Raw genomic sequence first — 21,098 nt, 5'->3', positions numbered from 1 at the left:
TTTCATATGTTTCATTGCCTGATAGATGAGAAAACAGGCCGGCACCCCGAGGATGCCGGCCTGCATCAGCTTGAAAGCTGCGGAAACGTCTAGTACTGCGTCAGCTGGAGATAGAGGTCGCGGTACTGGGATGCAGACAAGGTCCAGGAGACATCCTTCTCCATGTCGCGCACGACCATCTTGTCCCAGGACTCGCGGCTCGTAAAGTAGAGCGTCTTGGCGCGGTTGATTGCGTCAAGCAGGAGGCCTGGCTCATAACGGTCGAATGTGAAGCCGTTGCCGGAGTCTTCGAACATGTTGTACGGCTCGACCGTGTCCTTGAGACCACCGGTCTCGCGGACTACCGGAATCGTGCCATAGTGCATAGCGATGAGCTGGGTAAGGCCGCAGGGCTCGAAGCGGGAAGGAACGAGGAGGGCGTCGGCACCAGCATAGATGTGGTGCGAGCGTGCCTCGTCATACATGATGCTCGAGCAGACCGTACCCTTGTGGGCATTCTCGAACCAGCGGAAGGAGTCCTCGTACTGGGGCTCGCCGGTGCCGAGGATGACGACCTGGGTGTTGCCGTCGATGAGCTGCTCCATGACGGAGGTGACGAGGTCAAGACCCTTCTGCGATGTGAGACGGGAGATGAGGCCGATGACCATCTTGCCCTCGTCCTGCTCGAGGCCAAGCTCTTCCTGGAGTGCCTTCTTGTTCTCCTTCTTGGCTTCAAGCACATTCTTCGTGTCATAAGGAGCATCGAGCAGCTTGTCCGTTGCAGGGTTCCAGATGTCGTAGTCGATGCCGTTCACGATGCCGCGGAGCTTGCCCGCGTGGTAGCGCAGATGGGCATCGAGGCCCTCGCCGTATTCCGGCGTCTGGATCTCTCCTGCATAGGTGCCGGAGACCGTCGTAATCATATCGGCGTAGGTGAGGCCGCCCTTGAGCATGTTGGCCTCGGTCCAGTCCTCCTGCATGACATCCTTGTTGAAGACATAGTCAGGAAGTCCAGACCAGTACTTGATGGTCGGGATGTTGTACTTGCCCTGGAAGCGCAGGTTGTGGATTGTGATCATGGTCTTCGAGCGTGCAAGCTCCGTGTTCTGGAAGAGCGTGCGCAGATAGACCGGCACAAGCGCTGCCTGCCAGTCATGGCAATGGATGATGTCAGGAATCCAGTCGAGGAAGAGAAGCGCCGAGAGCGCTGCCTTGTCGAAGTAGCAGTAGCGCGGGATGTCATCCACGAGGTTCGTGTAGGGGTTGCCGTTCGTGAAGAAGTCCTGGTTGTCGATGAAGTCATAGACCACGCCGTCAGGGGAGACGTACTCCATGATGCCGACATAGAACTGCCTGCCGTCAGAGCAGAGATCCATCTGGAAAGCGCCCTTGTAGACCATCTTCTCCTGCCATTCCTGCTTGATGCAGGCATAGCGCGGCAGGATGACCTTCACGTCGCAGTTCTGCTTCACGAGAGCCTTCGGCAGGGCATACATGACATCGCCGAGGCCACCGGTCTTGACGAAGGGATAGCACTCGGAGCCGATGAAGGCGATCGAGCGCCTCGGCTGGGGGAGCGGTTCAGGTTCAGGCTCGGGCTCAGGAGCCGGAGCCTCCTCTGCTTTGGGCTTTTCCTTGGCAGGTTCAGGAGCAGTCTCTTCCTTTGCGGCTGGTACAGGAGCTGTCTTCGGCTCTTCAGGCTTCGCTTCTGCCTTGGCAGGCTTCTCTGCCGGCTTCTCAGCCTTCTCGGGCTCTGTTGCCTTCTTCGGTTCGGGTTCGGCCTTGGCGGCGGCGGGCTTCGGGGCGGGCTTTGCAGGTGCTTCTTCCTTCACGGCTGGCTTGGCTGCAGGCGCAGCTTCTGCCTTCGAGGTGAGTTCTTTCTTAGCGGCAGGTGCAGCCTTCGGAGCCTCTGCCTTCTTGGCAGGCTCTTCTTTCTTTGCAGGCGCAGGCTTTGCTGCAGGGGCAGCTGCCTTGGGCTCTGCCTTGGCAGCCGGAGCAGCCTTCGGCTCTTCTGCCTTCGGAGCGGCCTTTGCAGCAGGCTTTGCAGCCGGTGCTGCCTTGGGGGCAGGCGTAGCCTTTGCTTCTGGCTCAGACTTCTTGGCAGCAGGTGCTTCTGCCTTCGCAGCTGTCTTTGCGGCAGGCTTGGGATCTGCCTTGGGTGCAGCAGCCTTAGGAGCCTCTGCCTTCGGAGCTGCTGCCTTGGTGGCAGGCTCCTTCTTCGGCTCGGGCTTCTTCGCTTCAGCTGCAGGCTTTGCTGCAGGTGCAGGTGCTGCGGCAGCCGCTGCCTTCTTTATAGGCTCTGTGGCCTTCGGAGCAGGCTCAGCCTTTGCTGCTGGTGTTGCAGCAGGCTTCGTCGTCTTGGTCCCCTTTGCCTCCTTCTGAGCCTTAGGCTTTGCTGCAGAGCGGGAAGACCTCGACCTCGTGGATGTGCTGCGTGGCTTGGAGCTCCCTGACTTTCTCGTTGCCATGTTCCTTCTCCTCCTTGGGAAAACGCTCACTGAAGACAGCTGCTGCATAGATGAGCAGGCGTTTGCTTCAATGATAACGCCTTGCAAGGATATGAGGTCTTGCGGCAGGTGAAAGGAAAGCTTCTTAGGCATCCGGCAGTGCAGCAGCTGATGAATGCAGCTTCGATGCAGCAGGAAAGACTGGCTCGATTAGTCTCTGTCCTTGGTACGGTCGAAGATCTTGCTGCTCGTTGCTGCGAGGAATTCAGCAGCTTCATCGAGCGGAGCAGTCCAGGACGCGGCAATGAGCTCTGTTGCCGCAGAAAGGGAACGCTCGTAGTCTTCGGGCTTGAAATCTGCATGCTCAGGAGGATAGTCCGTCTCGAGAAGGAGCTTCTCATGCGGGATGAGCTTCAGATATTCCTTCGCATGGCGGGTGTGGAGGAAGGACTCGCCGACACTGAAGAAGCAGCCGAGCTTTATTGCCCGCCAGAGTTCGGGTGTAGAGCCTGAGAACCAGTGGAGGATGGGAAGGGAGCCTGATGCTTCCGGCGTGCAGCCAGTGTCCTCGAGGATGTCGAGCACGAGGTCTGCCGACTTCACAGAATGGATCGAGAGCACTTTGCCACCAGCCTTGGCAGAGGCTTCAGCAATGCGTCTGAAGGCATCTGCCTGGCAATCTTTGGATGCGAGGTCGACATGCTTGCTCGAGAGATCGATGCCTATCTCGCCGATGAGGGGAGCATCTGGCGCAAGGGATAGAAGCTCCTGGAGAGCTTCCTCATCCACCCTGCCATCTGCTACCCACCAGGGATGGGCACCAAGGCCAAGAGCCACGTTATCCTTGCAGCTCCAGCTCTTTGCTTCCTGATATCCCACAGGTGTGACCGTGCAGGAAAGGAAGGAGAGGCCAAGCGCATCTGCCGCGTCAAGGAAGCCTTGAGGGTCTTCCTGGAAGTCGACATGGCAGTGCATGTCGTAGTGTCTGATTGGCTTATCGGCGCTATTGTCTCCGCCTAGCATTGCAGGCCTTCCTCGCCTGAGTAGGGCATGGGCTCGAAGCCTGCCAGGCGGCAGATGACCTTGCCGGCAATCATCTGTCCCATGATGGGCGGCATGTAGCTCATGGTCCCCAGCGTCAGGCCCTTGTCAGGCCTCTTTCCATCCTCGGTCTTCGGAGGCTCGGGGCCATTTCCCTTCTCTGTCGAGTAGAGGACCTCGAGTCCCTTGATGCCGCGTTTCCGGCAATTCTTGCGCATGGCCTTCGCAAGACGGTCTCCTGAGGTCTTCTCGATCTTGGAGAAGGCAAGCCTGCTCGGATCGAGCTTGTTGGCACCTCCCATGGAGCTTAAGAGCGGAATCCTCTCGTCCTGGCACCATTTGGCAAGGGCAAGCTTTTGCGAGACGGTGTCTATCGCATCGATGAGGTAATCGGGACGGGGGAACTGGGAAAGCATTTCCCCGAGTCCGTCTTTCGGGATGAAGGCCTGAAGGGTCTCTACCTGGCAGCTGGGATTGATGTCCAGGACCATCTTCTCCATGACCTGACACTTGGGAAGGCCGATTGTGGAGTGGAAGGCAATGGCCTGGCGGTTGATGTTGGAAGGTGCCACCGTATCGCGGTCGATCAGGATGAGATGTCCTACGCCGCCACGGGCAAGGGCTTCCGTGCAGTTCGAGCCGACACCGCCCAGCCCCAGGACCATGACCGTCGCATCCTGGAGGCGCTTCAGGCGCTCCTCGCCGAGGACAAGCTTCAGGCGGTCGAACGGCGTTTCGGCAGTGGCATTTTCGGGCATGGTGAAGCGCTCCTTGCATGAGTCTGTATCGGATGAACTCACATGCTACCGCATCGGTGAGATGCACGACATGTTGCGTATCGAGTGGAATGAGATAAGGCCTCCCCTCCGTAAGGAAAGGAGGCCCGCATGAGGCGCTTGCTTGTGTCCGTGTGGGCAGCTGCCTCAAGGTCTTTGCAGCTATTCGCTCTTCCCATGGAAGCGGTCGAGCAGGTCCTGATACTCGGCGCTGCGCTTGCGGAAGGCGTAGGTGAATGTGAGCGTGAGGATGGCAAGCGTGATGAGGTAGAGCCCGGCAAAGCCTGCCCAGGCCGCAGGCATTCCATCGGGCAGCCAGGAGCCGAGAAGGGCACAGAGCGCAAGGACCAGGAAGTATGAGATGCCGAAGCCTGCAATCCGTCCGCCGTAGCTCATATGCAGCGCCGGCCTGAAATTGAACCAGAGCTGCTGGAGGATGCCTCCTGCCAGCATGCCGAAAACGATGCTCAAGATCCAGCGGAGATCTGCTGCGGCTGTGCCTTCCGCAAGCATGGCAAGGGAGCAGGCAATGACTGCTGCCACGGCCCAGCTGGATCCCACGAAGACGCCCATTGCGATAGCGGCTCCTGCGTGCTCGTGGAGCTCTCCTGCAAAGACGCCGTAGGTCTTGTTTGTGTTGGTGCTGCTCATTTCCGGTCTCCTTTCTGGGGGATGCCGATACGTTCCTTCACCTCTGCCACGTGGCTTCTGGTCACCAGGACCTCTGTGCCATCTGCAAGGCCAAGCACGAGGCGGCTGCCGAACTCGGGACGGATCGTGCGTGCCCGGTCGAGGTTAGCGATGCTCTGCCGCGAGATGCGGACGAACAATCTGTTTGGCAGCTCTCCTTCGAGGGCAGAGAGCCGCTGTGCTGCAAAGAGCGTCCGGCCATCTGCCATATGGAGCAGGGTCTCCTCGTCTGCTGCCTCGAGGGAGCAGATATCGGATATGGCAACACGCTCCTTCGAGGTGCCTGATCTCTCCCGATAGGCAAATAGCGTATTTCCTATGCCCTGCAGTGCCTGCGCGATGCGCTCTGCCTCCTTGTCCTTGGGGGCAGAGGCGATGGTGACTTCGGGCTCAGGGAGTTCTGGTCTGGTGATGAGCTTGAGCTTCATGATGTGCGCCTCCTTCTCTTTCTGGCTACAGCTTACGGGATGGACGATAAGCTCTCTGCCAGCTGCAGCCGAGATGCACGAAGAGGGGAGCGAGATGCAATGCCCTTCTTGAGATTCTGCCAGCAGCAGGCGATTGGTGCTGGCCGAACGCTCAGGCAGGAGGCTGCTGCTGAAGCACATATCGAGATGGTTCTGCTGGGCGCAGGGTCTGTGAAAGATGAGACATGCAAGTTACTGAATATTATGTAACTATTCGGATGAGATTCTGGCATATCAAGAGACCTTTGTTTCAGAAGTCTACATCGGTACGAAGGGATTATGCATTCGTACGGAAGCTGATGGTCGATGACGGCGAGGTCTCAGGGGCATGCAAGCAGGATTGAGAGGCATGCTGGAGGTGCGATGGCCGCAGCGGTGGCCCTCTCGGCGAGCCTCGCTGCTGTGCCGGGGAAGGCGCTTGCAGAGGATGGCAACGCATCCACGTCCACAGATGCAGGCACAGGGACGGAGCAGGAGGCGACAGGCGCCGCTGCGCAGGAGGCAGGATCGCTAGCGCTCGCGCTATAGGTGCTGAATGGGAGGCGGAGCTCTCAGGGCTCCGCCTCCTTTCGTTTCGGCATCTTCTGCTGACTGCATGTTCCTGCTGCCGGCACGTGTGGACCCTTGAAGCAACATCCTCAAGCGTCTGCCTGCTCTAACCTCATCGTGGTATCGTAAAAGGTCCATGCCGGACAGATATCTGGCATGAGGGAAAGCCAGTCTCGGACGAGGCGCGCGCTCAATACACGAGTGCCAACGCGGTCGGACGGGACCTGTCGGAAGGTACGTTGCTGTGAAAGAGATGCCGAAGACCTACGATCCCCAAGAGCATGAGCCTCAGCTCATCCAGCAGTGGATGGATGCAGGCTGCTACCAGAGAAGCAAGGGCGTAGGCGACTGCACCGTCGTTATCCCGCCTCCCAACGTGACGGGAATCCTGCACATGGGCCATGCAATGGATGACTCCATCCAGGATACGTTCATCCGCTACAGCCGCATGAGGGGCCGTTCCACCAGGTGGATCCTGGGCACCGACCATGCTGGTATCGCCACCCAGACCAAGGTGGACAAGAAGCTCAAGTCCGAGGGCAAGAACCGCCTTCAGATGGGCCGCGAGAAGTTCATCGAGGCCTGCTGGGACTGGACGCATGAGTACGGCGGAACCATCGTCAGCCAGATCAAGCGTATGGGCTGCTCCATCGACTTCTCCGATGAGAAGTTCACGATGAGCCCCGAGTTCTCCCGTGCCGTGCGCAAGGTCTTCTGCGACTGGTACCACGATGGACTCATCTATCGCGGCAAGCGCATCGTGAACTGGTGTCCCTCCTGCCGTACCGCCATCTCCGACGACGAGGCAGAGTACAAGGACGAGAAGGGCCATCTGTGGTACCTCCGTTATCCTCTGACCGAGCCGGTCGATGGTATCGAGTACATCACGGTCGCCACGACCCGTCCTGAGACGATGCTCGGCGATACGGGCGTTGCCGTGTCTCCGCAGGACCCCGAGAAGCAGAAGCTTGTCGGCAAGACCGTGATGCTTCCTATCGTGAACCGCGAGATTCCGATCTTCTCCGACTGGCACGTCGATGCAAACTACGGCACTGGCTTCGTGAAAGTCACGCCTGCACATGACCCGAATGACTATGCCATGGGCCAGACGCACAATCTGCCGCAGATCAACATTTTCGATGAGACGGCACACGTTGTGGATGGCTACGGCGAGTTCTCCGGCATGGACCGCGATGAGGCCCGTACCGCTATCGTCAACTGGTTCGATGAGCACGGCCTGCTCGATCACATCGAGGAGCTCAGCCACTCTGTCATGCACTGCTACCGCTGTGGCACCGCGCTCGAGCCCTGGCTCTCTGAGCAGTGGTTCGTGGCTGTGGACAAGCTCAAGGAGCGTGCAGCTGAGGTCGTGCGCGATGGGGAAGTCAAGTTCCATCCTGCCCGCTGGACGCAGACCTACCTTACCTGGATGGACAACCTCAAGGATTGGTGCATCTCCCGCCAGCTCTGGTGGGGCCACAGGATTCCGGTCTTCCACTGCGACGACTGCGGCTGGGAAGACGCCCTCATGGAGGACCCCGAGGTGTGCCCGAAGTGCGGAAGCAAGAACATCCATCAGGACGAGGATGTCCTCGACACCTGGTTCTCCTCTCAGCTCTGGACCTTCGCGACACAGGGCTGGCCTGACCATCCGGAGGAGATGGAGGGGCATCACCCGACCAAGGTCCTCGTGACCGCCCGCGACATCATTGCCCTCTGGGTTGCCCGCATGATCATGAGCTCGCTCTACTTCACGGACGAGGTTCCGTTCCACGACGTCTACATCTACGCCACGATCCTTGCCAAGGATGGCAGCCGCATGTCCAAGTCCAAGGGCAACGGCGTGGACCCGATGGACCTCATCGAGAAGTACGGCGCTGACGCTATGCGCTTCAACCTTCTGACGCTCATCACGACGAACCAGGACGTCAAGTTCGATGCCAACATCGACAAGAAGACGCGAAAGCTCATCGACTCGCCGCGTACCGAGCAGGCACGCTCCTTTGTCACGAAGATCTGGAATGCTTCCCGCTTCGTGCAGATGAACCTCGACGGCTATACGCCGGGCGCCCCGAAGGCAGAGACGGCAGAGGATGCCTGGATGCTTTCCCGCCTTGCCAAGGAGGTTGCAGAGGCTACCGAGCAGCTCGAGACCTACAACTTCGGCGACTACGCCAGGAATCTCCAGAGCTTCTTCTGGGGCGAGGTCTGCGACTGGTACATCGAGCTCTGCAAGGGCCGCCTGCTTGATGGCACGCCCGAGGAGAAGCTGCAGGTCCAGCGCAACCTCGTGTATGTCCTCGATGTCTCGATGAGGCTCCTGCACCCGGTCATGCCGTTCGTGACAGAGAGCGTCTGGGATGCCCTGCCGGCATCCGGCCTCGATGACCACAGCGCCAAGTTCCTGATGGTCGCCAAGTGGCCTGAGCCCGACGAGCTTGCACAGTTCGTGAACGAGCGCGCAGAGCATGACTTCGATCTCGCAAAGCGCGTCATCTCCGTCGTGCGCTCCACCCGTGCCCGCTACCGCCTGTCCCCGAAGGCAGAACTCGACGTGGCCGTGAAGTCCACGCCGGAAGATGCTGCCGTGCTCGAGTCCCAGCGTGACTTCATCACGAGCGTCGGCCGTGTCGACCAGCTGGCGCTTGGTGCCGAGCAGACGAAGCCTGCGGGCTCTGTCTCCGTGGCTGATGGCTCGCTCGAGATCTTCGTCGCCCTGGGTGGCCTCGTCGATCTCGATGCCGAGGCAAAGCGCCTCAAGAAGGAGCTTGCCAAGGCAGAGAAGGATCTTGCTTCCGTCGAGCGCACGCTCGGCAATGCAGGATTCGTTGCCAAGGCAGCGCCTGAGGTCATCGAGAAGAAGCAGTCCCAGAAAGCAGAGCTCACCGCTACGGTAGAGCAGCTCAAGGCCCAGATTGCCGACTTCGAGTAGCAGCTGGAACATATCGTCTAGCCAGGAAGGCCGTGCCGTGAGGTGCGGCCTTCTTCGTGTGCTCAGGGCGTGCGGCGGCCAGGGCAAAGAGCCCGGCAACCTTTCGGCTTCTGCAAGCGCGGAAGCGTATGGTGCGGCCGGATCAAGATCTCCATCCCTGCTGCAAGATGGCCGTTCCTGATGCTGTCAGCCTACACCGGCGCCGCTTGTCTGCTGCAAGACAGTGAGGCATTGTCGGTGCATCTCTTTTACAACCGCTGTCGGAAGCTGACAGCAGCAGCCGCTCTGTCGCCGGCCCCTGCGCAGCTGCATGCCGCAGCGCAGCAATCCCATCCTCGGACAGGCCAAGCCCACAGGCCTTCTGCAGGCTGCCCTGGAGCGTATGGCTCAGGTGCCGCCTTGACAATCCAGGCCTCCATCTTGGCATTCGTTTCAAGGGGCAGCAGGATGGCATGCATGGCTGCATCACGCCAGCAGGGAAGCTTGAAGGCATGCCAGGTGCCTTTCGGCTGCATCAGGTCCATAGGCTTTGGCTATGGATGTGCGTGAAGAACCGATATGGGCGCACACAACTGCCATATATCAGGATTGAGGGTGCAGCAGTGGGCTTTGAGGTACACAATGGAAGCATGGTCAGATCGCCCCGTGAAACCCGGTAACCATTGGCAGGAGCCAAGAAGCGAAAGGAAGCCAAGATGGCAAAGTCAGATATCGAGATTGCACAGGAAGCAACGATGCTTCCTGTCACCGAGGTCGCAAAGCGTGCCGGCCTCTCGGAAGACCAGCTAGAACTCTATGGACGCTACAAGGCAAAGGTCGACATCCATGCCCTGAAGGACCTTCCCAAGAAGGCGAAGCTCATTCTCGTGACGGCCATCAACCCGACGCCTGCGGGCGAGGGCAAGACGACGACCTCGGTCGGCCTCGAGGATGCTCTCTGCCGTCGTGGCAAGAATGCACTCCTGTGCCTGCGCGAGCCATCCCTCGGACCCGTCTTCGGTATCAAGGGCGGCGCTGCCGGCGGCGGCTATGCCCAGGTCGTGCCGATGGAGGACATCAACCTCCACTTCACGGGCGACTTCCATGCTATCGGCGCTGCGAACAACCTCTGTGCTGCCATGCTCGACAACCACATCAAGCAGGGCAACGCTCTCGGCATCGACCCGCGCCGCATCGTCTGGAAGCGCTGTGTCGATATGAATGACCGCCAGCTCAGGAGCATCGTCGATGGTCTTGGCGGCGTCGGCAATGGCATGCCTCGCCAGGATGGCTTCGATATCACCGTTGCCTCTGAGGTCATGGCTGCCTTCTGCATGGCATCGGATCTGATGGATCTCAAAGAGCGCCTCGGCCGCATGGTCATTGCCTACACGTATGACAGACGTCCGGTCACAGTCTCAGATATCCATGCCCAGGGCGCCATGTGCGCGCTTCTGAAGGATGCTATCAAGCCGAACCTCGTGCAGACGCTCGAGAACAACCCGGCCTTCGTGCATGGAGGTCCGTTTGCAAACATTGCCCACGGCTGCAACTCTGTCGAGGCGACGACGACGGCCATGAAGCTTGCCGACTACGTTGTCACGGAGGCAGGCTTCGGTGCCGACCTCGGCGCAGAGAAGTTCCTCGATATCAAGTGCCGCGCTGCCGGCATCGCTCCTTCCTGCGTCGTGCTGGTTGCGACCGTGCGTGCCCTCAAGTACAACGGCGGCGTGCCGAAGGCAGAGCTTGGCCACGAGAATCTCGAGGCGCTCGAGCGCGGCATCCCGAATCTCCTTCGCCATATCTCGAATATCCGCGATGTCTTTGGCCTGCCGGCTGTCGTTGCAATCAATGCGTTCCCGACCGATACGAAGGCAGAGCTCGACTTCGTCGAGCAGAAGTGCCATGAGCTCGGCGTCAACGTCGCGCTCTCCGAGGTCTGGGCCAAGGGCGGCGAGGGCGGACTTGCGCTTGCTGACGAGGTTGTGCGCCTCTGCGACGATCCGGGCGAGCTCAAGTATGCCTACGAGCTCGACCAGCCGATCTCTTCCAAGATTGAGGCCATCGCAAAGCGCATCTACCATGCAGACGGCGTCGACTACACGTCCTCGGCACAGAAGCAGCTCGCCCAGCTCGAGGAGCAGGGCTTCGGCGGACTTCCGGTATGCATGGCAAAGACGCAGTACTCGTTCACGGACGACCCCAAGAAGCTCGGGGCGCCCGTTGGCTTCCGCATCACGGTCAGAAACGTGAAGGTATCTGCTGGTGCTGGCTTCATCGTCGCCCTTACCGGTGACATCATGACCATGCCGGGACTTCCGAAGGTGCCTGCAGCAGAGAAGATCGATGTCACGCCGGACGGAAAGATCGTCGGCCTCTTCTAGAGCAGCATAAGATTCGAAGATAGTCAGCAGAGGTCCGGGGGCGCACAGGCAGGCACCCTCGGCCTTGTTGCTGCGCAGACAAGGAAGAGACGTGACGGAACCAGAAGAGAAGAGAATGCGCGACTGCACGGCCGAGGAGCTCGTGGAGGCGCTTGCCTCGAAGGAGCCGACGCCAGGCGGCGGTGCAGGGGCAGCCACGGCAGCAGCGGTGGGATGCGCCCTGGGCGAGATGGTCGCAAACCTCACGCGCCACAAGCGCCGCTATGAAGAGGTGCAGCCGAAGATCGAGGAGTATCTCCCGAAGCTCGAAGAGCTGAGAGGCCGCATGTTCACGCTCGCAGAAGAAGATGCCGAAGCATTCAGGCCGCTTGCCCGTGCCTATAGGATGCCGCGGGATACCGAAGAAGAGAAGGAAGAGCGCACGCGCGTCCTTGAGGAGGCGCTGCGCCAGGCATCGGAGCCGCCTGAGCATCTGATGGAGGCCATCTGCGAGGCGATCGTGATTGTCGACGATCTCACGAAGATCGGTTCGAAGATGGCGCTTACGGATGCAGGGGCAGGCGCAGCGCTGCTCTCGGCGTCGCTCAAGGCAGCCTGTCTCAATGTCTTCATCAATGCGAAGGCAATGAAAGACCGCGATTATGCAGAGATCCTCGTCTCCCGTACCCAGGCCATGCTCGAAGATGGCTGTGCCAAGGCTGATGAGGCCTATCTCAGAGTGGAAAGAGGAATCAGATGGCAGAGGAGCTGAGAGGGGTACCGGTTGCCCGTGCGCTCACCGAGGAGCAGGCAGCACGGACCGAGCAGCTTAAAGGCGCGGGCATCGAGCCCTGCCTTGCCTTCGTGCGTGTGGGGGAGCGCCCGGACGATATCTCCTACCAGCATGCCGCAGACAAGCGCTGTGCCAAGGCGGGCATCGAGACGAAGCTCTTTGCACTGCCGGAGGATGTCACGCAGGATGAGGTCGAAGCGACAATCCGCAGCATCAATGAGGATAGCTCGATCCATGGCTGCCTCATGTTCCGCCCGCTTCCGAAGACGCTCGACGAGAAGGCAGCGGCAGCCGCGCTCGATCCTGCAAAGGATGTGGATGGCATCACGGAAGGCTCGCTCTACGGCGTCTTCTCCGGCAGCCGAGTGGGCTTTGCTCCCTGCACGGCAGCTGCGGTCGTCGCGATGCTTGACCACTATGGTGCCGCGCTTGATGGAGCCAAGGTCACGGTCGTCGGACGCTCGCTTGTCGTGGGACGCCCTCTCGCCTCGCTCCTGCTCGGGCGCAATGCGACTGTGACGCTCTGCCATAGCCACACGAAGGATCTCTTTGCAGAGACGCGTGCAGCGGACATCGTCGTTGCCTGTGTCGGCAGGCCCCAGATGCTCACGGCCGATGCCTTCCGTCCTGGCCAGACTGTCATCGATGTCGGTATGAACTACCTTTCCTCGGAAGGCCGCTTTGTCGGCGATGTCGCCGAAGAGGCGAAAGAGATTGTGGGTGCGCTCACGCCGGTGCCGGGAGGGGTCGGCGCGGTCACCTGCGCAATTCTTGCCGAGCACACGATCGAGGCAGCAGAAAGGACCAAGGCTGAGGCATGAGGGAATCTTCGACATTCGAGCCGGCACATCTGACCGGCACCAAGGACGCCTATGGACGCGAGCTCAACGATCAGGGCTTTGCCGAGATCGACGAGGAGCGCCTCGAGCATGCCGTGCGCGAATTCCTGCTGGCGATAGGCGAGAACCCTGACCGTGAAGGCCTCAAGGAGACGCCGGCACGCGTGGCACGGGCGACCGAAGAGCTGCTCTCGGGCATGTGGGAAGAGCCGAAGGCGCATCTGAGGAAGCAGTTCGAGGCTCCTGATTCAGATGAGCTCGTCGTCGTGCGCGACATCCCGTTCGAGTCCTTCTGTGAGCACCATATCCTGCCGTTCCGTGGCACAGCTGCGGTCGTCTATCTGCCGAAGCATGGACGGATCTGCGGCCTCTCGAAGCTCGGGAGGCTCGTCCAGGGCTATGCCCATCGCCTCCAGGTGCAGGAGCGCCTGACGGCCCAGATTGCAGATGCCCTGATGGAAGAGCTCGACCCCGAAGGTGCGCTTGTCGTCCTCTCTGCCGAACACAGCTGCATGACCATGAGGGGCATCAAGAGCACCGGGTCCCTCACCGTGACCGAGGCAGCGCGTGGCGTGCTTGCGGATGATTGCGAGCTCAGGCGCGAGGCACGCGAGCTTGCGGGAGCTGGCAGAAGCAGCAGATGATGGAAGCAAGCATGGCAGATGCCCCGGCAGAGCGCCTCTCGTCTCTCGAGGAGCGCTTCTCGAGCCATAGCTATGAGGGCAGAGGACCTGAGCTCCTCATAGAGGAGGGCAGCATCCCCATCCTGGTCTCGGCGCCGCATGCGGTGACGCAGACGCGGGAGGGAAAGGACAAGCGTGCAGAGATCCTGACAGGCGCTCTCGCGCTCTGGCTCCATGAGGAGGCAGGCGTCCATGTCTTCTGCCACGCAAGGTCAGACGGGCACGATCCGAACTTCGATGCCTTCGAGGAGAACACGTACCAGAGAGAGCTTGTCCGTTATTGCCTTGAGCATCGGATATCCTGCGTCCTCGATCTCCACGGTGCTGCGTCAGATCGCGGCTTCGGTGTCGATATCGGCACAGGCGGCAAGGAGCATCCGTCCCTTCTAGGACACAAGTTCCTTCTCGACCTGATGGATGCCTCGCTTGTCCAGACGGTGGGGGAGCTCGGCCGCTTCGACGATGCAGTCGTGCATGACGGCGTGTTCGCGGCGGCAGGTCCTCATACGATTGGAAGGAATGTCTCCGAACGAGCCCAGGTGCCCACGCTCCAGCTCGAGGTGAACGGACAGCTCCGGAATGTGGCAAATCCTTTAGCAGTCGCTGCCCTGGCAAAAGGCCTTGCGCTCTTCTGCCTCATGGCAGGACGCTGGGACAAGGAAGCTCCCGATCCTCAGGTCATGCACCTCTTCCAGGCAAAGGAGCAGCTGCCCCGCGATGTCTGCTATCTCAGTGCAGGATCTCATGAGGGCATTTCAGGTACGCTCTGCCTCCAGGGGCCTTCCGGAGAAGCTCCGCTCGTCCATGTGCGCATGGCTGACAGCGCCTATGCAGAGGCAAAGCTGGCATCTTCTGCTGTGGGTGAAGATGCATGCCCATCTGCCATCTTCCTGCCGAACCGCATGACGAAGCGGCTCTTCGGAGGAGCTTCTGGCCAAGGGCTCCTCGAGCCGGAAGCCGGGATGCCTGTGCTTGTCCAGAGGACGCCTGCCCGTGCCTGCATGGTCCGCGTTCCTGTTGCAGAGCATGTGGACAGGGTCTATGTCTCGCATGATGTGGCTGAGTGGATCGAGAAGGAGACGGGGGATTCCGCACGTCCGAAGGAGTGCGTGCTCTACTCGCGCGTATCGGATACGCAGCTCGTGATTGACCCTCATGGCGCCGACTATGCACCCTATGCGCTCGTGGCGCATGAGGGGAGCGTCTATGTGCCGCGCTACTTCAAGACCCTGCTCGGTATCGGACAGCTGCCAGTCCATCAGATCCGGCAGGAGGAGATGGAGCTTCTTCTCGACCGTGCGGATGCGGATACGTGCGAGCTCATGAGGAGAAGCTATAGCCCGAGCACGACGCGTTCGGACCCGTTCTGCCGTCTTCGGGAGGACTGCTCGGGCGACGACCTCAGGCGTCTCGCCCAGGCCGAACGTGCGCTCGGCGTGGACAAGGCCCTCGAGCTTGTCCTTGTCGATGCGCCGAAGGCAAAGGAGAAGGGGCGCCTGGGCCGCATCGAGGATGCCTTCCTCGACCGGTGGATAGGCTCCCGCAAGCTCTGGCTCCTTTCGACCTATGCGAAGGACGAAGACGATGCGAATGGCATCGCCCGCCTCTCTCCCGACCTCATGAAGCTTGCGGGCGTCGAGGACAATGACCGAATCTGTGTGCGCTTCGGCAGCGCGCAGGCTCAGCTCCGCGTGCTTGTGGATGAGGGCATTGATGACTCGCGCGTGAGCCTGCCTGCTGGAACCCGCGCAGCCTTGGGCATCGACTCCGTGAACGATGTGGTCACGGTCGAGCGGAAGGAGTCGCATATCCTGAGACGCAGCATGGACCTCCAGCTCATAGCGCTTCTCGGTACGGTCATTGCGGTCTTCCAGCTCGATCTGGACCTGCCCATCCAGATTCTCATCTGCCTCGTCCTCTTCCCGATCATCTCCTGGGCTGCACTCAACGAAGAAAGGGTGAAGGTCAGATGAGGCTCTCTGGCTATCTGATAGAGCGCTACAGCGACATGGGCTCTGCCTATACCTGCCGCCGTCTTGTCGAAGAGGCGCATGCCCTCGCTATGGATCTTTCCATTACCGGCATTGCCGACATGGGAAAGACAGAGGATGGAACGCTGCTCTTTCACGGGGAGCCGCTTGCGCCTGCTGACTTCGTGGTGAACCGCTACAAATGGGGGCACCTCGTAGCGGCAGCAAATGCGCTTGCGAAAAGGAGCTACAACAGCATCGCCCCCTTCGCGCGCTATGTGGACAAGCATGCACAGGTGGAAGACATCAGCTCCTCTGCCTTCCGCATGCCGCGCTGGGTGCTCGCGCATGCCGGCGCCGGCTTCGAGACGCTTGCATCCGAGGTCGGCGTCCCCTTCGTCGCAAAGGGGCTTGCAAGCTCGGAAGGACGCGAGATCTGGCTCATCGAGGACGAGGATGACCTCGCGCGCCTAGAGCAGCAGGTGGGACCTGACCGCGAGCTTCTCTTCGAGCAGTGCATCGAGGAGAGCCTAGGAAAGGATATCCGTGTCTTCGGCATCCGCGGCGAGGCTGTGGCTGCCATGAGGAGGAAGGCAGAGCACGGATTCCGCGCGAACTATGCGCTTGGTGCTGAGCTCGAGAAGAAGGAGATCGATCGAGACATGCGTGCAGCGGTGCATGATGTCTGGAAAGAGACGGGGCTCGACTTCTTCGGGCTCGATCTTCTTGTGGACCATGCGGGCTACTGGTTCTGCGAGGTCAATGTGATGGCAGGCATGCAGGGAATCGAGTCCGTCTCCGGCGTCAATGTCGCAGGCCTCGTGATGCGTACGATCAGGGACGATCTTGCATGAGGAGAGACGAGGCAGAAGACTTCATCTATGCGTCGTATATGGCGGCTGCACCTCAGCTTTCCTTCGATGCACCTGACTCCGAGAAGCGGCACCCCGAGCTCACGCGCGATCTTCTGAGGAGCCTTGCCCATGCGGATACCGCTATCGTCACGGGCAGCAAGGGCAAGGGGTCGGTTGCTCGCATGGCAGCCGCGCTTGTCCAGACAGAGCGGCGTGTCGGGCTCATGACAAGCCCGCACATCAGGCGCTTCAACGAGCGTTTCTGCGTGGATGGAGTGCCGATATCGGACAGTGAGCTTGCAGAAGCGGTGACGGCGGTGGCGCCCGCCATAGAGAAGATCGAGGGCAAGCTCTTGCCCGGCGAGTTTGTGAGCCCCATAGGGATCGAGTGCGCGGCAGCGCTTGCGTGGTTCCGTACGCAATGCACTGGGGCAGACATCCTCGAGTGCGGCAAGGGGGCACGCTTCGACGATGTCACGAACGTGCCGCACCGCTTCTGTGCAATCAATACCATCTTCCTCGAGCATACGCGCGAGCTTGGCCCTACGGTTTCTGCCATCGCCGCTGACAAGGCCTATGCCATACAGCCTGAGTGCGAAGCCGCCTTCATAGGCCCGCAGGAGGAAGAGGCTCTGGTCCAGATTGCCCAGCGGGCCCGTGCGCTCGGCGTACCGCTTCTGGAGTATGGAAAGGACTTCGAGGCCACGGATATCCGCTGGGGCAAGGCAGGCATCATCTGTACGCTCAAGAACCAGAGCCAGGTGCTCGAAGACGTGGAGCTGCCGCTTCTGGGAGAGTTCCAGGCACGCAATGCGGCACTGGCGCTCGCGCTTGCAGAAGCGCTTCTGGGACATGAGCTCGCGGGGCGCAAGGTGCGCGAAGCCTTGGGCAGGCTCAGGATTCCGGGCAGGATGGAGCTTGTCTCGAAGGAACCGCTGCTCGTCGTCGATGCCTGCATCAACCGGGCAAGCGCTGAGGAAGCAAGAGAGGCGCTCGCCCATCTCGGCTGCGGTCCTGGTCTCATCGCAATCGTCGGCATTCCCGACGATAAGGACTATGCTGGCGTCGTGCATGAGATGGCGGGGGTGGCAGACGAGATCTGGCTCACGGCCTCCCAGAATCCGCACTACGTCTTCACGGAGAGGCAGGGAAGATGCCTTGCAGCTGAAGGGATAGAGACGCACTTCGCTCCGACAGTTGCTGGAGCGCTTTCGGAGGCACGTGCGACGGGATGTCCCGTCTGCCTCCTTGGCACGACGTCTGTCATTGCAGAGGCCGAAGCCGCCATCGCAAACGATTGAGATCAGCATGTCCAGGCATGCTTGAGAGGAGATATCAGTGGGATATACGCTTCCCTTCGCTGTGAAGGACACGACATACGACGAGGCGCTTGCAACCTTGAAGGGGGCGCTCCGTTTCGGCATCTCTCCGAGCTTGGATCCGGTCACGGCGATGCTCGAAGAGCTCCATGATCCTGACAAGGCATATCGTTCCGTCCAGATTGCCGGCACGAATGGCAAGACCTCGACGGCACGCTATACGGCAGGGCTTCTTACGGCAGAAGGTCTCAGCTGCGGCCTCTATACTTCGCCTGAGCTTGTGAGCTACAACGAGCGCATGGAGATAGGCGGCAAGCCCATCTCGAAAGAGGCGTTTGCCCATGCGGTTGCCGCAGCAGACGAGGCGGGCAGACGGGTCCTTGCCGCACGTGCGGCAGAAGGCTTTCCTCCCTTCGATATCACGGAGTTCGATCTTCTGACCGTCGCTGCCTTCGTTGCCTTCGCGGAAGCCGGCGTCGATGTCGCGGTTCTCGAGTGCGGCATGGGCGGCAGATGGGATGCAACGTCTGCCTGCCGTTCGATCGAGTCGGTCGCAATCACGGGCATAGGCCTCGACCATATGAAGATTCTGGGCGATACGCTCGAGAAGATCGCTGCAGAGAAGGCTGCCATCATCAAGCCGGGACGCACCTGCGTGCTCGGTGCCGGCACGGCGACCCCTGCAAGCGTCGAGGATGTCTTCCTCAAGCAGGCGAAGCAGGCTGGGGCTGTGCCGACGCTGCTTCGGCCCGAGAGGCTCGAAGATGCGGCAGGGGAGATGGAGAAAGGTGTGCCTGCTGCGCATCCCGACCTTCCCCATGCAAGCTTCCGTATCCGTGAGCTGCCGGGGCGCATCGGTGGCTCCCTCATCTTCGATGTCACGACGCCGCGCCAGACGCTTGCGGAGCTTGGCGCCTTGAAGCCGGGCTATCAGGCAGCAAACATCGCCTGTGCGGTCTGCCTTGCCGAGGACTTCCTCGGACGTGCGCTCGATCCAGACCATGCCTACGATGGCATCGTGACGACGCCGACGCCCGGACGCTTCGATATCGTCTGTCCGAAGCCGGTCGTCCTCATCGATGCCTGCCACAATCCGCAGTCGGTCGATGCCTTCCTCACAGCTGTCGCCGATGTGGAGCCAGACCGTGAGAAGAGGCCGTATCTTCTCTGCGCGGTACTTGCCGACAAGGATGTGGATGGCATCGTGGAGAGGCTCTCTGCTGCCTTTCCGAAGGTCGTCTGTGCACAGACCGCATCTCCCCGCGCCCTTCCGGCAGCCCAGCTTGCTGAGGTCTTCCGCGCCCATGGCAAAGAGCCAGAAGGCATCTATCCTTCGGTTCCTGAGGCGGTCAAGGCGCTCAGGGGCAAGTCCTTCTGCGCCTGCGGATCGATCACGACAGCAGGCGAGGTTGCTGCCATCTATCGTCCCTGGCTCAGGTAGCGGGTATCTTTACATCCACCTCCAAGACATGCGCAGTCTGGCGTGAAGGCTTGACGAAGGTCCTGCTTTTTGTGAAGATTGGCTCATGAACGCACCGGCGGCCGTGTTGTGGCCTGGGCATCTGCGTCCATAGCGGTATGCTTGTCTGCAATTGCCGAAAGAGAACGTGCGCAGGAATGCAGCATCGTCCCAGAACAGAAGGAGCGCCTTTCACATGCAAGAGCTTCTCGATCAGATCATTACCCCTGAAGTACGCATGGTGCTGTACCTGATGGTTGCCTGCGTCGTGATCCTCTATATCCTCTCGATCGTTTACGTGATCCGCGATGCACAGCGCCGTGGCGCCGAGCCCTGGTGGCTTTGGGCCATCATCTCGGTCATTCCTATCGTCGGCCTTCTTGCCTACGTGATCCTCCGTCCGAGCTCCTATCTCGTCGACCGCGAGGAGCAGGACCTCGATATCGCCCTGCGCGAGCACCAGCTCTCCCATTACGGAATCTGCCCGAAGTGTGGCACGCCGATCGACCGCGACTTCGTCGTCTGCCCGGTCTGCAACACCCAGGTCAGGAACGTCTGCCCGACCTGCCACCGTCCGCTGAATGCGGAATGGAAGGTCTGCCCGTACTGCCGTACGCGCATCCAGTAAGACCACACGCGAGAACGTTTCAGGAGCCCTGTGCCGGACGGCATGGGGCTCCTTTCTTGTCGGGAGAGGACAGCGTTTCTTCTGCTGAGGGCCTGTGCCGTACAGAGGCAGAAGCTTCGAGGCGGCCCCTGCGTGAGCGGGGCACTGCTATGCATGCAAGGTGTCCACGGCAGCAGATTGGCGTGTCAGAAAGAGAATGGGTGCTGCAAAGCCAAGACACACATACATGTGTGTCTTGCTCGGATCGGGACGTGGCTCCTCGTCCTTGTGCAGGCGGATGCCTGCCGCTCGGTCTCCGGCTGTGCCAGGCCATAGCAAAGGCAGGCTGCCGTCGATGCCTGAGAAGTCATGTCTCCGCACAAGAAAAGAGGGACGCACGGATGTGCGCCCCTCGCTGTCTTGCGGTCTCAGATGAGATCCTAGAATGCCGGCAGGACATCCTCGTCGTAGGTGTCCTTGAGGTAGGTCTTGAAGTCGTCGGAGGTGAGGACAGAGACCAGTGCCTTGATGCGGTCGTCGTCCTGCTTGTCGGGCGTCGTCACGATGTAGTTGGCGTACTGCTCGACAGCTGTGCCATCTGCTGCCTCGACAGCAACAGCGTCGGAGACATGCAGTCCTGCCTCGATTGCGTAGTTGCCATTGATGACAGCGAAGTCGACGTCCTGGAGCTGGCGGGGGACAGCAGCTGCCTCGACCTCGACGAAGTTCAGGCTGTGGGGGTTCTCTGCGACATCGACAGGCGTTGCCTCGAGGTTCTCAGGATCCTTGAGGGTGACAAGCCCTTCCTGCTGGAGGAGCAGGAACGCTCTGCCTTCGTTCGTCGGGTCATTCGGGACAGCGATCTGTGCACCATCTGCGATGTTCTTGAGGTCGGAGGACTTGCCGGCGTAGATGCCGAACGGCTCGTAGTGGATGGCGGCAACGCCGACAAGGTCGGTGCCGTTCTCCTTGTTGTAGTTGTTGAGGTAGTTGATATGCTGGAAGTAGTTGGCATCAACCTCGCCCGAAGAGGTGACCTGGTTCGGGATGATGTAGTCGGTGTACTCCTTGACCTCGAGGTCGATGTTCTGGTCCTTGAGCTTGGGCACGGCGAAGTTGTTCAATATCTCGGCGTGCGGCGAAGGAGAGGCTGCGACCGTGAGTGTCTTCGTCTCGGAGGCAGAAGAGCTCGCAGAGCCGGAATTGCCGCAGGCAGCGAGGACAGAGGAAGCGATGAGGGCGGCAGAGCCAGCGAGGAAGTTCTTGCGGGTGAGCATGGCTGATTTCCTTTCAAATCTTGTGTTTTAGGGTGCAAGCTACAAACGCAGGGGCGAAATGCCTTCTGCGGCAG

17 protein-coding genes are annotated in these 21,098 nt (G+C 60.4%); 11 read left to right on the top strand and 6 right to left on the bottom strand.

Annotated features, from left to right (window positions below; all coding sequences use genetic code 11):
* Positions 1–89: 89 nt before the first annotated feature.
* The 5 genes from ABVS03_RS02720 to ABVS03_RS02700 form a co-directional block, all read right to left on the bottom strand.
* Complete coding sequence (locus ABVS03_RS02720) at positions 90–2,447, bottom strand: glycogen synthase (RefSeq protein ID WP_368017919.1); 2,358 nt, start codon at positions 2,445–2,447, stop codon at positions 90–92.
* Between the two features lie 189 nt (positions 2,448–2,636).
* Positions 2,637–3,449 carry a TatD family hydrolase gene (locus tag ABVS03_RS02715; protein WP_368017918.1) on the bottom strand — a complete coding sequence of 271 codons (813 nt, stop codon included), beginning with the start codon at positions 3,447–3,449 and terminating at the stop codon, positions 2,637–2,639.
* Entirely contained in the window at positions 3,443–4,225 is a 783-nt protein-coding gene (locus ABVS03_RS02710) for a ThiF family adenylyltransferase (RefSeq protein ID WP_368017917.1), read from the bottom strand. Before ABVS03_RS02710 ends, ABVS03_RS02715 begins: the two co-directional genes overlap by 7 nt.
* A gap of 180 nt (positions 4,226–4,405) precedes the next feature.
* Entirely contained in the window at positions 4,406–4,894 is a 489-nt protein-coding gene (locus tag ABVS03_RS02705; RefSeq protein ID WP_368017916.1) for a hypothetical protein, read from the bottom strand.
* Complete coding sequence (locus ABVS03_RS02700; RefSeq protein ID WP_368017915.1) at positions 4,891–5,361, bottom strand: LytTR family DNA-binding domain-containing protein; 471 nt, start codon at positions 5,359–5,361, stop codon at positions 4,891–4,893. Before ABVS03_RS02700 ends, ABVS03_RS02705 begins: the two co-directional genes overlap by 4 nt.
* Positions 5,362–5,763: 402 nt before the next feature.
* Here ABVS03_RS02700 and ABVS03_RS02695 point away from each other — a divergent pair, with 402 nt between their 5' ends.
* From ABVS03_RS02695 to ABVS03_RS02645, 11 genes are all read left to right on the top strand, one after another.
* Complete coding sequence (locus ABVS03_RS02695; RefSeq protein WP_368017914.1) at positions 5,764–5,928, top strand: hypothetical protein; 165 nt, start codon at positions 5,764–5,766, stop codon at positions 5,926–5,928.
* Between the two features lie 265 nt (positions 5,929–6,193).
* Positions 6,194–8,881, top strand: a complete 2,688-nt coding sequence (locus ABVS03_RS02690) for a valine--tRNA ligase (RefSeq protein ID WP_330971404.1) — start codon at positions 6,194–6,196, stop codon at positions 8,879–8,881.
* A gap of 695 nt (positions 8,882–9,576) precedes the next feature.
* The gene (locus ABVS03_RS02685; RefSeq protein WP_368017913.1) at positions 9,577–11,244 is read left to right on the top strand and encodes a formate--tetrahydrofolate ligase; all 1,668 of its coding nucleotides are present in this window, start codon (positions 9,577–9,579) and stop codon (positions 11,242–11,244) included.
* 91 nt (positions 11,245–11,335) lie between these two features.
* The gene (locus tag ABVS03_RS02680; RefSeq protein WP_368017912.1) at positions 11,336–11,995 is read left to right on the top strand and encodes a cyclodeaminase/cyclohydrolase family protein; all 660 of its coding nucleotides are present in this window, start codon (positions 11,336–11,338) and stop codon (positions 11,993–11,995) included.
* Positions 11,980–12,837 carry a bifunctional 5,10-methylenetetrahydrofolate dehydrogenase/5,10-methenyltetrahydrofolate cyclohydrolase gene (locus ABVS03_RS02675; protein ID WP_368017911.1) on the top strand — a complete coding sequence of 286 codons (858 nt, stop codon included), beginning with the start codon at positions 11,980–11,982 and terminating at the stop codon, positions 12,835–12,837. Before ABVS03_RS02680 ends, ABVS03_RS02675 begins: the two co-directional genes overlap by 16 nt.
* On the top strand, positions 12,834–13,499 hold the full coding sequence (gene folE, locus ABVS03_RS02670; protein WP_330971408.1) for a GTP cyclohydrolase I FolE: 666 nt from the start codon (positions 12,834–12,836) through the stop codon (positions 13,497–13,499). The genes ABVS03_RS02675 and folE overlap by 4 nt, the downstream gene beginning before the upstream one ends.
* Positions 13,496–15,511 carry a hypothetical protein gene (locus tag ABVS03_RS02665; RefSeq protein ID WP_368017910.1) on the top strand — a complete coding sequence of 672 codons (2,016 nt, stop codon included), beginning with the start codon at positions 13,496–13,498 and terminating at the stop codon, positions 15,509–15,511. Before folE ends, ABVS03_RS02665 begins: the two co-directional genes overlap by 4 nt.
* The gene (locus ABVS03_RS02660) at positions 15,508–16,362 is read left to right on the top strand and encodes a RimK family alpha-L-glutamate ligase (RefSeq protein WP_368017909.1); all 855 of its coding nucleotides are present in this window, start codon (positions 15,508–15,510) and stop codon (positions 16,360–16,362) included. Before ABVS03_RS02665 ends, ABVS03_RS02660 begins: the two co-directional genes overlap by 4 nt.
* On the top strand, positions 16,359–17,663 hold the full coding sequence (locus tag ABVS03_RS02655; RefSeq protein ID WP_368017908.1) for a folylpolyglutamate synthase/dihydrofolate synthase family protein: 1,305 nt from the start codon (positions 16,359–16,361) through the stop codon (positions 17,661–17,663). Before ABVS03_RS02660 ends, ABVS03_RS02655 begins: the two co-directional genes overlap by 4 nt.
* Before the next feature lie 37 nt (positions 17,664–17,700).
* Complete coding sequence (locus ABVS03_RS02650; RefSeq protein WP_368017907.1) at positions 17,701–19,122, top strand: folylpolyglutamate synthase/dihydrofolate synthase family protein; 1,422 nt, start codon at positions 17,701–17,703, stop codon at positions 19,120–19,122.
* 214 nt (positions 19,123–19,336) lie between these two features.
* Positions 19,337–19,768, top strand: coding sequence for a zinc ribbon domain-containing protein (locus ABVS03_RS02645; protein ID WP_330971413.1), 432 nt, complete (start codon positions 19,337–19,339; stop codon positions 19,766–19,768).
* A 419-nt stretch (positions 19,769–20,187) separates the two neighbouring features.
* On the opposite strand, the gene ABVS03_RS02640 is transcribed toward ABVS03_RS02645, so the two are convergent.
* On the bottom strand, positions 20,188–21,024 hold the full coding sequence (locus ABVS03_RS02640) for a MetQ/NlpA family ABC transporter substrate-binding protein (protein WP_330972011.1): 837 nt from the start codon (positions 21,022–21,024) through the stop codon (positions 20,188–20,190).
* Positions 21,025–21,098: the final 74 nt, after the last annotated feature.

This window comes from Olsenella sp. AGMB03486, from assembly GCF_040884255.1.
GTDB classification, from domain to species: Bacteria; Actinomycetota; Coriobacteriia; order Coriobacteriales; family Atopobiaceae; genus Olsenella_L; species Olsenella_L kribbiana.
This window is presented reverse-complemented; position numbering and strand designations above follow the sequence as displayed.